Origin of the sequence: Burkholderia sp. EMB26, assembly GCF_024730645.1 — a bacterium.
GTDB lineage: Bacteria > Pseudomonadota > Gammaproteobacteria > Burkholderiales > Burkholderiaceae > Burkholderia > Burkholderia cenocepacia.
Genome location: NZ_CP078071.1, coordinates 1,713,790 through 1,727,364, shown reverse-complemented (window position 1 = coordinate 1,727,364; position 13,575 = coordinate 1,713,790). Strand labels below are relative to the sequence as shown.

The window sequence follows — 13,575 nt, the reverse complement described above, 5'->3', positions numbered from 1 at the left end:
CAACGTGTCGATAGCGACCACGCCGGGCCGGAAGGCGACGTCCACGGAGATCTACGAAGCCCCCTTTTTATCGCCCGTTCGTCATGCCTGCTGCTCGGGCTGCACGTCGGTACGCTCGGCGATCACCACCGCATAACGGTCGACCGCATCGGCGATGCGCTGCGCGAGTTCGGGATCGCGCACCGCGCGCGCGAGCGTGACGCCGCCCGACAGCAGCGCGAGGAACGCGATCGCGCGGTCGTCGTCGGGCGTGTCGCCGAGCCCGGACGACACTTCGTCGACGATCTGCCGCAACGCTTGTTCATACGCGTCGCGCGTGTCGTCGTCGGCGCGCATCACTTCGGGCGACAGGCTCGGTAGCGCACAGCTTTCGCCGAGTGCGCAGGTGCGTCGCGGCCCCAGATAGAACGATACGAACGGGCGCCGCCAGCGCGCGCCATGCTCGGCCTTGAATGCCGCGACGCCTTGCCGGAGTTGGTCGAGGCCGTCCAGCACGATCTGGCGGAATGCTTCGCCCTTGGATTTGAAATGCCCGTAGAACGCGCCATTGGTGACGCCCGCCGCCTTCGTCAGCGGACCGATGCCGGAGCCGCCGTAGCCCTCCTGGCGGAACAGGCGGCTCGCGGCTTCGAGGATGCGCGTGCGGGTTTCGTGCTTGTGTTCGACGGAATAACGCATGACAGGCTCGCTTCAGAGCGATCGCTCTTTTTTGCTTGCATAGAGAGCGATCAGTGTCTAATGTGTAGAGAGTGACTGATATTTATATCACGTCACGATTCCGATGACCTGACCTGGAGAAAGTGCGATGCCGATTACGCTGACCGTATCAGAAGGGGTTTTCACGCAGGAAGACGAGGGCCCGGTGTTTGCCGAGTTGACCGAGGCGCTGCTGGAGGTCGAAGGATTGACCGGGAACGCGTTCCTGGCGCCGAACGTGATCGGCACGCTGAACGTGTTGCCGCGCGACCGGACGTTCGTGCAGGGCCGCGCGGAACCGGCGGCGTTCGTCGAGCTGAAGCTGCCGGCCGTCGCGCTCGCGGCGTCCGACAAGCAGCGGCAATTCGTCGAACGGGCGACCGAGATCGTGTTGCGCCGCGCGGGCGGCCGGCTCACGCCCACGCAGGTCTGGGTCAACGTCGTTCACGCGGTCGACGGCGGATGGGGTATCGCCGGGCGACGTTACGACAACGCGGCGCTGGTCGACGCCATCCAGAACGCGGCGGCGGTGCAGTGATCGCAACTAACGGTCAAGCCATTGCGCGTTGACCGACGGTGCGGCGATACCCTCGCCGCACCGCTCAATGCCGACCGTCTTCAGCGCGCAGCGCCCGTACGAGTTCCTCGGCGGCCTTGCCGATCCCGGTATGTTTCGGCCGCCGCAAATACACGGGCAACGGCAACCCGTTGCGGATGTTCGCGAACACGAGCGGTGCGAGTTCGCCGTCGGCCACATAGCGGCCAATGATCGATTCCGGCAAGTTCGCCCAGCCATGACCGGCCTTCACGAGCGCGATCGCGGTCGCCATGTCGGTCACCTTCCACGTGCGGTTGCCGATCAGCGGCCGCACGTCGGTGAGTGGCCGCTCCGGATCGGCGATCACGATCTGCCGAAATCCCGACAATCGCTCGATCGCTTCCGGATGCGCGGCTTCGGCAATCGCAGGATGGTCGGGCGCGGCGACCGCGATCAGCGTCTCGGTCCACAGCGCGTGAATCTGTTCCTGCGGATGCAGATCGAGCCCGCCGTACGCGACGCAAAGATCGACGGCGCCGCGATGCAGCGCATCGACGATCACATCCTGCGGCGCCGTGACGACGCTGACCGCGAGCGCCGGATATTGCGCCGCGACGGCCGTCAGCGCGCGTGCAACCGGCGCACCGTCGATTTCGGCCGCGAGCCCGAGCCGCAGCGTGTCCTCGACGCCTTCCGACAAGTGCTGCGCATGCGCGCGCAGCGCATGCAGCCGTTCGGCGATCGCGCGTGCGTCGGGCAGCAGCGCGGCCATCGCGGCGGTCGGCGTCGGCTCGCGCGTGCCGCGATCGAACAGCACGAGGTCGAGTTCGGCCTCGAGGTTCGCGATCGCCATGCTGACTGCCGACGGCGTACGGCCGAGCGCACGCGCGGCCGCCGAGAACGAGCCTTTGTCGATGACGGTCAGCAGCATGTCGATGTGATCGCTGGTCAGCATGGTCGGCCGTCTCCTGTCAGAAAAATTGAAAGGACCTGACTTTGGCGGACGACGTGCCCGCGGTAGTCTCGCCACCTGGTTCGATATGAAGGTGGTCGGTCATGCAAGGATGGAAGAGACGCATAGTCTACGTCGTGATGTTCGAGGTGCTCGGCATCCTCGTCGCGTCGTCGGTGCTCGGCATGTTGAGCGGCGCGAGCGCGGCGACGAGCGGGCTGCTCGGCGTGATGATCTCGACGACGGGCGTCATCGTCAATTTTCTGTACAACCTCGGCTTCGAGGCGTGGGAGCGGCGGCGCGCGGAAACGACGCGCACCGTCGGGCGGCGCGTCGTGCATGCGATCGGGTTCCAGATCGCGCTCGTGACGTTCCTGATTCCGCTGATCGCGTGGTGGCTCGACGTGTCGCTGCTGCAGGCGTTCCTGTACGACGCGGTGCTGATCGTGTTCTTCCCGATCTTCACGTTCACGTACAACTGGGCGTTCGACAGCGTGTTCGGGTTGCCGGACGCGGTGACGCGCAAGGCGGCGCCGGTGGCATGACGCAGAGGGATGCGAAACGATTCGATGCGGGCAGTACGCGTCGTGTCGTTTCGGTAGCAGGCCGTGCGACGACGGCAGCGAAGACGGGCGGCGCGCCTGCCGCCCGCGACGTTACGCGCCGACGAACTCGTGCACGTAACGGTTGAACACCGCGGGGCTCGCCGCGTTCATTCCGTGCGATGCGCCGGCGACGGTCTGCCGTTGCGCATCGCCGATCCACTGCGACAGCGTGTCGACGTTGTGACGGAACATCTTCGGGCTGCGCTGGCCGTCGATCAGCAGCGTGCGGCATGCGATGTCGCCGGCCGTGTGCTGCGAATACGCGGGCAGCGGGTCGCGCAGCTGCTTCGGCAGCGTGCTCGCATTGTCGATCGCCATCGTGCGAAAGCGCGCCGTGCTCTTCTTCCATGCGCCGGGCAGGCTCACGGAATCGACGAACATCTCGAGACCGGCTTCGACGTCGCCTTGCCCGATCAGGTTCACGGCCTTCGTGCGCAGCGCGAGGGCGGCGGCCGGCAACGCGGCTTCGCGCACGCCGGGCTGCTGGAGCGGGCCGCCCGGATCGGCGAGCGTCAGCGACTCGACGAGGTGCGGATGCTGGCGCGCGACGTTGAACGCGACGCTGCCGCCGCGCGAATGGCCGACCAGGTGCACGGGGCCGAGATCGAGCGCATCGATGAATTCGGCGAGCTCGTCGACGTGGTTCTGCCAGCTGAACTCGTCCTGAATGCCTGCTTCGACGGCCGGCCAGTAATGGCTGAGGCTCGGCGCGATGCAGCGGTAGTGGGCCGACAGCGCCGCGAGCTGCGGATCCCAGTAGCGGTAGTCGCACAGCGAGCCGTGCACGAACACCATCGGCGCACCGCTGCCCCGCTCGACATACGGCAGGCTGATGCCTGACGAAAGCGTCGCAAATTGCAGGTCGGGGTTCGCGAGCACGGACGGCTCGATTCGCATGTTCATGGCTGAAAGGCTCAAAGGTGCGTCAACACGACGCAACTATGCATCACGGCGACCTGCAAGGAAAACGCATAATTTTCATCGTGACGATCAATTTTTTTGATGGCACAGCCGGAAACCCCTGTCGGAGCGTGGTCATGTACCGAAGCCTTCAATCGTCTGACGATTCGTTTCGCCGATGAAAGGGCGTGCCGCGGGCTGCGCGCACGCGCCCTGGCATCGGAACGGGGAAGGGGGCGCGTCAGCGCACGCTCAACGCGGGCGCGGTCTGAAGCTCGACGGGGAGGTCGTTGTCGGTGGCGAACTGCATCGCGAAATCGAATGCGTCCGCGCAGACGGCGCGCAATTCGTCGGACACGAACAGGCATTTGACGCCGCCGTCGACGACCGGCATCGCGAGCCGCGACAGCGCGCACGGATAGCCGGGCCGCCGTTCGCCGACGAACAGCGTGATGACGCCCGCGAGGCGCTCGGGCCAGTCGCTCGGGCGGAAGGTTTTCTGCGCGCGCGTGACGCCGCGGATCAAATGGCCGGCGATGCGGCCGTGGTCGGTGATGTCGATGCGATCCATGCTGGGGTGCGTGTCCTCGTGCGCGTCATTCGCCGCCGTCGGCCGCGGCGTCGCCGCGCGCGGGAATCCGGAGGTTGCGCAGCTTGTGATAGAGCGTTTTCTTCGGCATGCCGAGCGCCTCGCTCGCGTCCGCGACGTTGCCGTGGTGACGCCGCAGCATGTCCTCGATCAGCATCCGCTCGAAATACGCGAGCTGCTCCGCGAGCGTGCTGCCGGCCGTCGGCGTGCCGCCGGACGACAGCAGGCTGTCGCCGGTCAGCCCGAGCACGAAGCGGTCGGCCACGTTCTGCAGCTCGCGCACGTTGCCGGGCCACGCGTGCGTCATCAGTTCGGATACCTGCGCGGCGGTGACGACCGGCGCCGGCTGCCCGAAGCGCCGCGCGGCCGCGAGCACGAAATGCTCGAACAGCAGCGGCACGTCCTCGCGCCGTTCGCGCAGCGGCGGCAGCTCGATCTGCGCGACGTTGAGGCGATACAGCAGATCCGCGCGAAAACGTCCGTCGGCCGCGAGTTCGGCGAGATCCGCCTTCGACGCGGCCACCACGCGGCAGTCGACCGGAATCAGGTCGTTCGCGCCGAGCCGCTCGACCACGCGTTCCTGCAGCACGCGCAGCATCTTGATCTGCAGCGCGATCGGCATCGTCTCGATCTCGTCGAGGAACAGCGTGCCGCCGTCCGCCCACTCGATCTTGCCGATGCGCTTCTTGATCGCGCCGGTGAACGCGCCGGCCTCGTGGCCGAACAGCTCGCTCTCGAACACCTGCTCGGGCAGGCCGCCGCAGTTCAGCGCGACGAAATGCGCGTCGCGGCGGCCGCCGAAGTCGTGCAGGCTGCGCGCGATCAACTCCTTGCCGGTGCCCGTCTCGCCGGTGATCAGCACCGACACCGACGTATCGGCGAGGCGCAGGATCTTCTTGCGCACGTCGGCCATCGCGGGCGACTTGCCGAGCACGAACGCCTCGATGCCCTGCCAGTTGTTCAGCGCCGCGCGCAGCCCCTGCACCTCGAGCGTCAGGCGGCGCTTCTCGACCGCGCGCGCGACGCGGCCGGCGATCACGTCCGACGAAAACGGCTTCTCGATGAAGTCGTACGCGCCGACCTGCATCGCGCCGACGGCCGTCGAGATGTCCGCGTGGCCGCTGATCAGCACGACCGGGATCTGCGCGTCGATGGCCATCACGCGGTCGAGCAGCTGCAGCCCGTCGATGCCGGGCATCCGCACGTCCGACACGATCACCACCGGCGCGCCGGGCGCGACGTGCGCGAGCGCGTCGGCGGCGGACGCGAACGCGTCGACCGGGAACCCGGCGAGCGCGACGGCCTGCTCGACGCCGATCCGGACGTTTTCATCGTCCTCGACGACCAGCACCCGAATCTCATCTTCCATGCTCTGTCCTCTGTTGCGGCGTCGCCGCCGCGAATTCGATGGTGAACTGCGCGCCGCCTTCGTCGCGGTTCGTCGCGGTGATCCTCGCGCCGAACGCCTCGACGATGCGCGACGTGATCGCGAGGCCGAGCCCGAGGCCCTGGCCGCGCGGCTTGGTCGTGACGAACGGCTCGAACAGGTGCGGCAGCACGTCGGGCGCGATGCCCGCGCCGCTGTCGGTCACCGTCAGGCGCACGCGACCGGCGTCGTCCGCCTCGTCCGCGTCGTCCGCGTCGTCCGCTTCGACCGCCTCGATGACGATGCGGCGCACCGGCGCGTCGTGCACCGCGTCGAGCGCGTTGCCGAGCAGGTTCACGATCACCTGCTGCAACTGGCTCGATTCGGCCGAGACCGTCGTGCCGGGCGCGATGTTCACGTCGAGCCGTACGCCTTCGTCGCGAATGCGCGCATCGTAGATGAGCCGCGCATGCGCGACGGCCTCGTTCAGCGATACCGCGACGCGCTCGACGTCGGGCTTGCGCGCGAAGGTCTTCAGCTCGCCGGTGAGCACGGCCATGCCGTCGACCAGCTTGCCGACCCGCTCGAGATTCGCGAGCGCCGGCGCCGGCTGGCCGCGCTCGAAGAACGTGCGCGCGTTGTCGCACAGCGTGCGGATCGCGACGAGCGGCTGGTTCAGCTCGTGCGTGAGGCCGGCGGCCATCTGCCCGAGCACCGCGAGCTTGCCCGCGTGCACGACTTCCTGCTGCGACGCGCGCAGCCGCTGCTCGGTGCGTTCGCGCTCGTCGATCTCGCGCTGCATCCGCTCGTTCGCGGCCGTCAGCGCGGCGGTGCGTTGCGCGACGGTCAGTTCGAGCCGGTCGTTCGCGCGGCGCAGCGCATCCTGCGCGTTCAGCCGCGCGAGGATCGCCCGGCGGCGCTGGATCGCATAGCCGACCAGCAGCGCGACGATCAGGAACGCGCCGGTGACGAACACGAACGCCGTCTGCTGCTGGCGTCGCGCGCCCGCGATGTCGAGCAGCACCATCAGCGAATCGCCGGCCTGCGGCGCGGGGCGCGACATCACGAGATAGCGCGTGGTGCGGCCGGCGTGGCGCGGATCGGGGAAGGTGCCGAACCACGCGGCCGAGCTGCGATCGCCGATGCGGCGATAGGGCAGCGCGTCGACGGTGCGGCCCGCGTACTGGCGCGACGCCTGGATGTCGCGCTGCTGCTGCGCGGTGATCGGGCGCAGCGCGGTGAATTTCCACGCGGGCTCGGTCGAGATCACGACCACGCCGTTGCTGTCGACGACCATCGCGGCGACGCCCGGCGCGCGCCATGCCGATTCGAGCGGATCGACGCTGATCTTCACGGCGGCCACGCCGATCGGCACGCCGTCGCTGCGCACCGCGCTCGCGAAGTAGACGCCCGGCACGCCGGTGTTGGTGCCGATGCCGAAGAAGCGGCCGCTGCCGCGCGCGAGCGCGTCCTTGAAGTACGGCCGGTACGACACGTTGGTGCCGACGAAGCTGATCGTCTCGTTCCAGTTGCTCGCGGCGATCACGTCGCCTTGCAGGTCGATCACGTCGACCGCGCCGCTGCCCGCGTCGCGGTTCACGGCTTCGAGGTAGGTGTTCACCGCATGCACGCGCTCGGGCGCATCGTTCGGCGCGGCTTTCAGCATCGCGCGCACGCCGTCCTGCCGCGCGACCAGCCCGGGCAGGATCTCGAAGCGGCCGAGCTCGCTTTTCAGGCTCGACGCATACAGGTCGAGCCGGTGCGCGCCGGCTTCCTCGAGCGCGTCGATCGCGCGTTCCCACGCGAAGTCGACGGCCGCGCCGGCCACGCCGACATACAGCACCGCGGCCGATGCCCAGCCCCACCACGGGATTCCCTTGAAGCTCTTCTGCACGTTCGCCCTCATCGAAGCCCGCTATCGGCGTGAACCGGCCCTGGCCGCGTTGAACGACGCGCGCCGCGCACCGGCCAAGGCCGGCGGCGGCGCGTGCGAGGCAGCCGGCGCGACGGGGCGCGCGGCCGCGCGTTATCCGAAGTGCGCGACCAGGATCAGCGTCACCGTGACGACGATCGCGCCGCCGATGCGGGTGGCGATCTGCGCGAACGGCATCAGCTGCATCCGGTTCGCGGCGGTCAGGATCGCGACGTCGCCGGTGCCGCCTTGCCCGCTGTGGCAGGCGTTCACGATTGCGGTGTCGATAGGGTACATCTTCAGCAGGCGGCCGACCACGAAACCGGTGCCCATCAACGTCGCGACGGTCGACACGATCGTGACCACGTTGACGAGCGTGAACGCGGCGGTCAGCTTGTCCCACGGCGTCATCGCGACGCCGATCGCGAACAGCAGCGGATACGTGACGGCGGTCGAGAAGAATTTGTAGACGACGAACGCGCCTTCCTGCAGCGGCGGCGACACCGCACGCGCGAGCTTCACCAGCACCGCGAGGAACAGCATCGCGACCGGCGCGGGCAGGCCGAACAGCTTGTGCGCCATCAGGCCGACGAGGTACAGCGTGATCGCGGTGATGCCGGCGCCCGCGATGTGCGTGACGTCGACGTGGCCGCGGATCTCTTCGCTTTCCGGCGTCATGTCGCCGCTTTCGCCGACCTGCAGGCGGCCGTTGCCGGTCAGGTGCGGCAGGCGCTTGCCGAGCATGTCGAGCGCGCCCGACAGGATGATCGCGGTCAGGCTGCCGAGCATCACCGGCGGCAGCACCATCGCGAACATCTCGCCCTGCGGCAGGTGCATCAGTTCCGAATAGCCGATCGACAGCGGAATCGCGCCTTCGCCGACGCCGCCCGCCATGATCGGCACGACGATGTACAGCAGCGTGTGGCGCGCGCCGAGGCCGAGCGCGGTGCCGACCGCCGTGCCGACGATCGCCGCCGCGACCGACCCGGCCGCGAGCGGAATGAAGATCTTCACGAAGCCCTGGATCAGCACGCGGCGGTCCATGCTCAGGATGCTGCCGACGATGATCGACGCGATGAACAGGTACAGGAAGTTGGTCGACTTCGTGAACTCGACGGTGAGGTTCAGCACCGGCTTCGGCAGCACGTGGTAGTACGTGAGCGCCGACGGCACGAAGGTCGCGAAGATCGCGGCCGCGCCGATGTTGCGCAAGAGCGGCAGGCGCTTGCCGAGTTCGGCGCAGGTGAAGCCGAAGAACGCGAGGACGGCGATCGCCATCGAGATTTCGCCGGGCACCTTGCCCGTGACCGCGAAGCCGACGATCAGCCCGAACAGGATCACGTAGACCGGCAGCGGGATGATGCCGATGCGGATTTCCATCAGCTTCCACCAGCCTTCCGGCCAGAAGCGTTCGCGCGTGGCGGGACCGGCCGCGGCAAGCGGCTCCGGATGGGACGGGGTTTGGATAGAGGTCTGCAAGACGTGTCTCCTGATGTTTGGAATGCCTGCATCGCTTCGCGGCATCGTGTGCCGTCTATTAAGCAACCCCCGTGCCAGCATGACGGCCCACCGGAATATTTTTAATGCATTGATTCATAAGGGATTTGTTTCGTCTGCGGAAAGGGTTTTCCGGGCAAGCTGGCCGAGATTTCGGAATCGGCGCGGCGCTCAGGCCGAGATTTCGGCCTGGCGGCGGCCGGGGCGCGCGGCCAGGCCCGCCGCCCGCCGTACCGCCGGCCATATCGCCGCGCGCGATTTTCTTCGCACAATCGCTTCGTAGACCGCCTTCCCGCCGCTCTCTATCATCGGCTGATCCTTTTCCGATGCGATGACGACTGTCCGGAGAACGCCCGCGCGTTCGCCGTGGCGTCGCTCATCCGTCGATACCGTCTTTGGACAGGAGAGTGGTTTCCATGCTGCATCCCGTTTTTTCCGCCCGCTTTTCCGCCGGCCGCCTGGCCCGCCTGCTGACGGCCGCGCTGCTCGGCGTCGTGCTGCTGAACGGCGCGCGCGCCGACACCGCACCGCTGAAGGTCGGAATCTCGACCAGCCCGCAGATCGAGGCGCTGAAGATCGCCGCGAAGGAGGCGAAGGAGCAGGGGCTCGACGTGAAGATCGTCGAATTCACCGACTGGAATACGCCGAACGCGGCGCTCGCGAACAAGGACATCGACGTCAACTACTTCCAGCACATCCCGTTTCTCGAGAACGCGAAGAAGCAGGGCGGCTACAACTTCATCTCGATCGCGCCCGGCACGATCATGAAGATCGGTCTCTATTCGAAGAAGGTGAAAAGCTTCGCCGAGCTGAAGGACGGCGCGCGCGTCGCGATCGCGAACGATCCGGTCAACGGCGGGCGCGGGCTGTTGCTGCTGCAGCGCGCGGGGCTCATCACGCTGAAGCCGGGCGCCGACTACCGCGCGACCACGCACGACATCGTCGCCAACCCGAAGCACCTGAAGATCATCCCGCTCGAAGCGTCGCAGCTCGCGCGTTCGCTCGACGACGTCGATCTCGCGCAGGGTTACCCGAGCTTCATCAAGCTCGCCGGCACGACCGACCCGAACAGCGCGCTGCTGTTCGACGGCACCGAGAACAAGAACTTCGCGATCCAGTGGGTCGTGCGGCCCGAGAGCGCGAACGATCCGCGCATCCGCAAGTTCATCGCGATCTACCAGCACTCGCCGGCGGTGCGCCGTGCGCTCGACAACGCGTTCGGCTCGCTGTACGCGATCGCGTGGTGACGGAGGCGGCATGACGACGGCGAACCGCAAGAAGATCCTGCTCAACGCGTTCAACATGAACTGCGTCGGGCACATCAACCACGGGCTGTGGACGCATCCGCGCGACCGCTCCGCGCATTACACCGATCTCGACTACTGGGCCGATCTCGCGAGGACGCTGGAGCGCGGCAAGTTCGACGGGATCTTTCTCGCGGACATCGTCGGCGTGTACGACGTGTTCGGCGGCGGGCCCGACGCCGCGCTGCGCGAATCGGTGCAGGTGCCCGTCAACGATCCGCTCTTGCTCGTGCCGGCGATGGCGCAGGTCACGCGGCATCTCGGCTTCGGCGTGACCGCGAACCTGACCTACGAGCCGCCGTACCTGTTCGCGCGCCGCATGTCGACGCTCGATCATCTGACGAAAGGGCGCGTGGGCTGGAACATCGTCACCGGCTACCTCGACAGCGCCGCGCGCGGGATGGGCCTCGCGCAGCAGATCGGCCACGACGACCGCTACGAGCGCGCCGACGACTACATGGACGTCGTCTACAAGCTGTGGGAACAGAGCTGGGACGACGATGCGGTGATCCGCGACGCGCAGGCGCGCGTGTTCGCGCAGCCGGGCAAGGTGCGGCGCGTGAAGCACGACGGGCCGTTCTATTCGGTCGATGCGATTCACCTGAGCGAACCGTCGCTGCAGCGCACGCCGGTGCTGTACCAGGCCGGCTCGTCCGCGCGCGGCGTCGAGTTCGCGGGGCGCCACGCGGAATGCGTGTTCGTGAACGGGCAGAGCAAGGCGGCCGCACGCGCGGCGGCGCTCGACATCCGCGCGGCCGCCGCGCGGCAGGGGCGCGACCCGGCGTCGATCAGGATCTTTGCCGGCGTGAGCGTCGTGACGGCCGAGACCGAATTGCTCGCCCGCGAGAAATTCGACGAATACCGGCGCTACGCGAGCCCGGAAGCCGGCCTCGCCCATTTCGCGAGCTCGACGGGCATCGACTTCTCGAAGTACGGCCTCGACGAGCCGATCTCGTACGTGAAGACCGATTCGATCCAGTCGGCCGTCGACGCGATCTCGAAGAAGAGCACGACCGGCACGTGGACCGTGCGCCGCATGCTCGAACAGATGTCGCTCGGCGGCCGCTATGCGCCGATCGTCGGCTCGCCGTCGCAGGTCGCGGACGAGCTGCAGTCGTGGATCGACGAGACCGGCATCGACGGCTTCAACCTGACGCGCACCGTGATGCCCGAGTCGTTCGAGGATTTCGTCGACTGGGTCGTGCCCGAGCTGCAGAACCGCGGCGTCTACAAGGAAGACTACGATCCCGCGCCGACGCTGCGCGAGAAGCTGTTCGGCGCGGGGCCGCGCCTGCCCGCGTGGCATACCGGTGCGCAGCACCGGCCGGCGGCCGCAGCCGAACCCGCGCACCCCGCGCATGCCTGAACGTGACGGAGCGAAGCGATGACGCAATTGTTCGATACGCTGGGTTTCATCGAGGCATCGGCCGTGCGCGCCGGTGCCGGTGCCGATGCAGCGGCACATGAGGAAGCCGTGACGCCGGCCGGCGGCGCGGCCGTGTCGCTGGAACAGGTCGGCAAGGTATTCGCGACGCCGCGCGGCCACGCCGCCGCGCTGCGCGACGTGACGCTCGACGTGCGGCGCGGCGAGGTGTTCGGGATCATCGGCCGCAGCGGCGCGGGCAAGTCGACGTTGCTGCGCCTCCTGAACGGCCTCGAGCGGCCGAGTTCGGGCCGCGTGCGCGTGCAGGGCGTCGACGTCGGCGCGCTCGACGAGGATGGCCTCGTCGCGTTGCGTCGTCGCACCGGCATGGTGTTCCAGCATTTCAACCTGCTGTCCGCGAAGACGGTGTTCGAGAACGTCGCGCTGCCGCTGAAGATCGCCGGCGTGCCGAAGGCCGAGCGCGTGCGCAAGGTCGAGGCGCTGCTCGACCTCGTCGGGCTCGCCGCGAAGCGCGACGCGTATCCGGCGAGCCTGTCGGGCGGGCAGAAGCAGCGGGTCGGCATCGCGCGGGCGCTCGTGCACGATCCCGAAGTGCTGCTGTGCGACGAAGCGACGTCGGCGCTCGATCCGGAGACCACGCAATCGATCCTCGCGCTGCTGGCCGACATCAACCGTCGTCTCGGGCTGACGATCGTGCTGATCACGCACGAGATGGAGGTGATCCGCGCGGTGTGCGACACCGTCGCGGTGATCGAACAGGGCGAAGTCGTCGAAACCGGCCCGGTGTGGCGCGTGTTCGGCGATCCGCGCCACGGCGCAACGCGCGCGCTGCTGAGCACGCTGCAGCACGACTTGCCGGCCGAGCTGGCCGCGCGCGTGCGGCCGCTGCCCGAACAGGCCGCGCTGCCCGACGGCGCACAGATCGTGCTCGACGTCCGCTATACGGGCGAGAGCGGCGGCGAGCCGGATGTCGGTGCGCTCGCGGCGGCGCTCGGCGGCTCCGTGCGGTTCCTGCACGGCGGCATCGAACGCATCCAGGGGCACGCGCAGGGGCGGCTCGTGATCGCCGCGACGCCGCGGGCGGACGACGCCGGCCCGGCGGCGCGCGGCGGTGCGGTCGCCGCGCTGCTCGAACGTGCGCGCCGCCATGCGAATCACGCGGAGGTGCTCGGCTATGTTTGACCTCTGGTGGCCCGAACTGCTCGACGCGATCCGCGACACGCTGTCGATGGTCGCCGCATCGGCCGCGATCGCGGCGCTGATCGGCATTCCGCTCGCGGTGATCCTCGTGACCACCGCGCCCGGCGGCATCTATGCGCGGCGCGGCGTGAACGCGGTGCTCGGCGCGCTCGTCAACGTGTTCCGCTCGACGCCGTTCATCATCCTGCTGGTCGCGCTGCTGCCGTTCACGCGCGTGCTGATCGGCACGACGATCGGCGTGTGGGCGGCCGTCGTGCCGCTGTCGATCGCCGCGATCCCGTTCTTCGCGCGAATCGCCGAAGTGAGCCTGCGCGAAGTCGATCGCGGGCTGATCGAGGCCGCGCTCGCGATGGGCGCGAAGCGCCGCCACATCGTGTGGCACGTGCTGCTGCCCGAAGCGTTGCCCGGCATGCTCGGCGGCTTCACGATCACCGTCGTCGCGCTGATCGGCTCGACCGCGATGGCGGGCGCCGTCGGCGCGGGCGGGCTCGGCGATCTCGCGATCCGCTACGGCTATCAACGTTTCGACACCACCGTCATGGCGACCGTGATCGTGATCCTGATCGCGCTCGTCTCGGCCGTGCAAATCACGGGCGACCGCCTGGTCCGACGCGTGACCAGGCGCACCTGAG

13 protein-coding genes are annotated in these 13,575 nt (G+C 68.3%); 6 read left to right on the top strand and 7 right to left on the bottom strand.

The features are described from left to right. Positions 1-81: 81 nt before the first annotated feature. On the bottom strand, positions 82-678 hold the full coding sequence (locus KU887_RS24505; protein ID WP_058902342.1) for a TetR/AcrR family transcriptional regulator: 597 nt from the start codon (positions 676-678) through the stop codon (positions 82-84). A 127-nt stretch (positions 679-805) separates the two neighbouring features. On the opposite strand from KU887_RS24505, the gene KU887_RS24500 reads away from it, so the two are divergent. Next, positions 806-1,234: a hypothetical protein gene (locus KU887_RS24500; protein ID WP_058902341.1), complete on the top strand. Its 429-nt coding sequence runs from the start codon at positions 806-808 to the stop codon at positions 1,232-1,234. Positions 1,235-1,298: 64 nt separating this feature from the next. Here the strand turns inward: KU887_RS24500 and KU887_RS24495 are convergent, their stop codons facing one another. Then, on the bottom strand, positions 1,299-2,189 hold the full coding sequence (locus KU887_RS24495; protein WP_212167886.1) for a LysR family transcriptional regulator: 891 nt from the start codon (positions 2,187-2,189) through the stop codon (positions 1,299-1,301). 101 nt (positions 2,190-2,290) lie between these two features. Between KU887_RS24495 and KU887_RS24490 the strand changes: the two genes are divergently transcribed. After that, on the top strand, positions 2,291-2,731 hold the full coding sequence (locus KU887_RS24490; protein ID WP_006484477.1) for a PACE efflux transporter: 441 nt from the start codon (positions 2,291-2,293) through the stop codon (positions 2,729-2,731). A gap of 111 nt (positions 2,732-2,842) precedes the next feature. Here KU887_RS24490 and KU887_RS24485 read toward each other — a convergent pair whose 3' ends face one another. The 5 genes from KU887_RS24485 to KU887_RS24465 form a co-directional block, all read right to left on the bottom strand. Further along, positions 2,843-3,694, bottom strand: a complete 852-nt coding sequence (locus KU887_RS24485) for an alpha/beta fold hydrolase (RefSeq protein ID WP_006484487.1) — start codon at positions 3,692-3,694, stop codon at positions 2,843-2,845. 238 nt (positions 3,695-3,932) lie between these two features. After that, complete coding sequence (locus KU887_RS24480) at positions 3,933-4,262, bottom strand: DUF3579 domain-containing protein (RefSeq protein ID WP_006484473.1); 330 nt, start codon at positions 4,260-4,262, stop codon at positions 3,933-3,935. A 25-nt stretch (positions 4,263-4,287) separates the two neighbouring features. Next, positions 4,288-5,649 carry a sigma-54 dependent transcriptional regulator gene (locus KU887_RS24475; protein ID WP_006484474.1) on the bottom strand — a complete coding sequence of 454 codons (1,362 nt, stop codon included), beginning with the start codon at positions 5,647-5,649 and terminating at the stop codon, positions 4,288-4,290. After that, positions 5,639-7,552: an ATP-binding protein gene (locus KU887_RS24470; RefSeq protein WP_069352614.1), complete on the bottom strand. Its 1,914-nt coding sequence runs from the start codon at positions 7,550-7,552 to the stop codon at positions 5,639-5,641. The genes KU887_RS24475 and KU887_RS24470 overlap by 11 nt, the downstream gene beginning before the upstream one ends. A 120-nt stretch (positions 7,553-7,672) precedes the next feature. Beyond that, complete coding sequence (locus KU887_RS24465) at positions 7,673-9,037, bottom strand: 2-hydroxycarboxylate transporter family protein (RefSeq protein ID WP_006481998.1); 1,365 nt, start codon at positions 9,035-9,037, stop codon at positions 7,673-7,675. A 434-nt stretch (positions 9,038-9,471) separates the two neighbouring features. Here KU887_RS24465 and KU887_RS24460 point away from each other — a divergent pair, with 434 nt between their 5' ends. Genes KU887_RS24460 through KU887_RS24445 form a run of 4 tightly spaced genes read left to right on the top strand, consistent with a single transcriptional unit; the run spans position 9,472 to position 13,574 of the window. After that, complete coding sequence (locus tag KU887_RS24460) at positions 9,472-10,302, top strand: MetQ/NlpA family ABC transporter substrate-binding protein (protein WP_058902338.1); 831 nt, start codon at positions 9,472-9,474, stop codon at positions 10,300-10,302. Between the two features lie 10 nt (positions 10,303-10,312). Further along, on the top strand, positions 10,313-11,725 hold the full coding sequence (locus KU887_RS24455; RefSeq protein WP_006493142.1) for an LLM class flavin-dependent oxidoreductase: 1,413 nt from the start codon (positions 10,313-10,315) through the stop codon (positions 11,723-11,725). Between the two features lie 18 nt (positions 11,726-11,743). Next, positions 11,744-12,925 carry a methionine ABC transporter ATP-binding protein gene (locus KU887_RS24450; protein WP_060264046.1) on the top strand — a complete coding sequence of 394 codons (1,182 nt, stop codon included), beginning with the start codon at positions 11,744-11,746 and terminating at the stop codon, positions 12,923-12,925. Then, positions 12,918-13,574 carry a methionine ABC transporter permease gene (locus KU887_RS24445; protein ID WP_006491339.1) on the top strand — a complete coding sequence of 219 codons (657 nt, stop codon included), beginning with the start codon at positions 12,918-12,920 and terminating at the stop codon, positions 13,572-13,574. Before KU887_RS24450 ends, KU887_RS24445 begins: the two co-directional genes overlap by 8 nt. The last annotated feature ends 1 nt before the right edge of the window (position 13,575 follow it).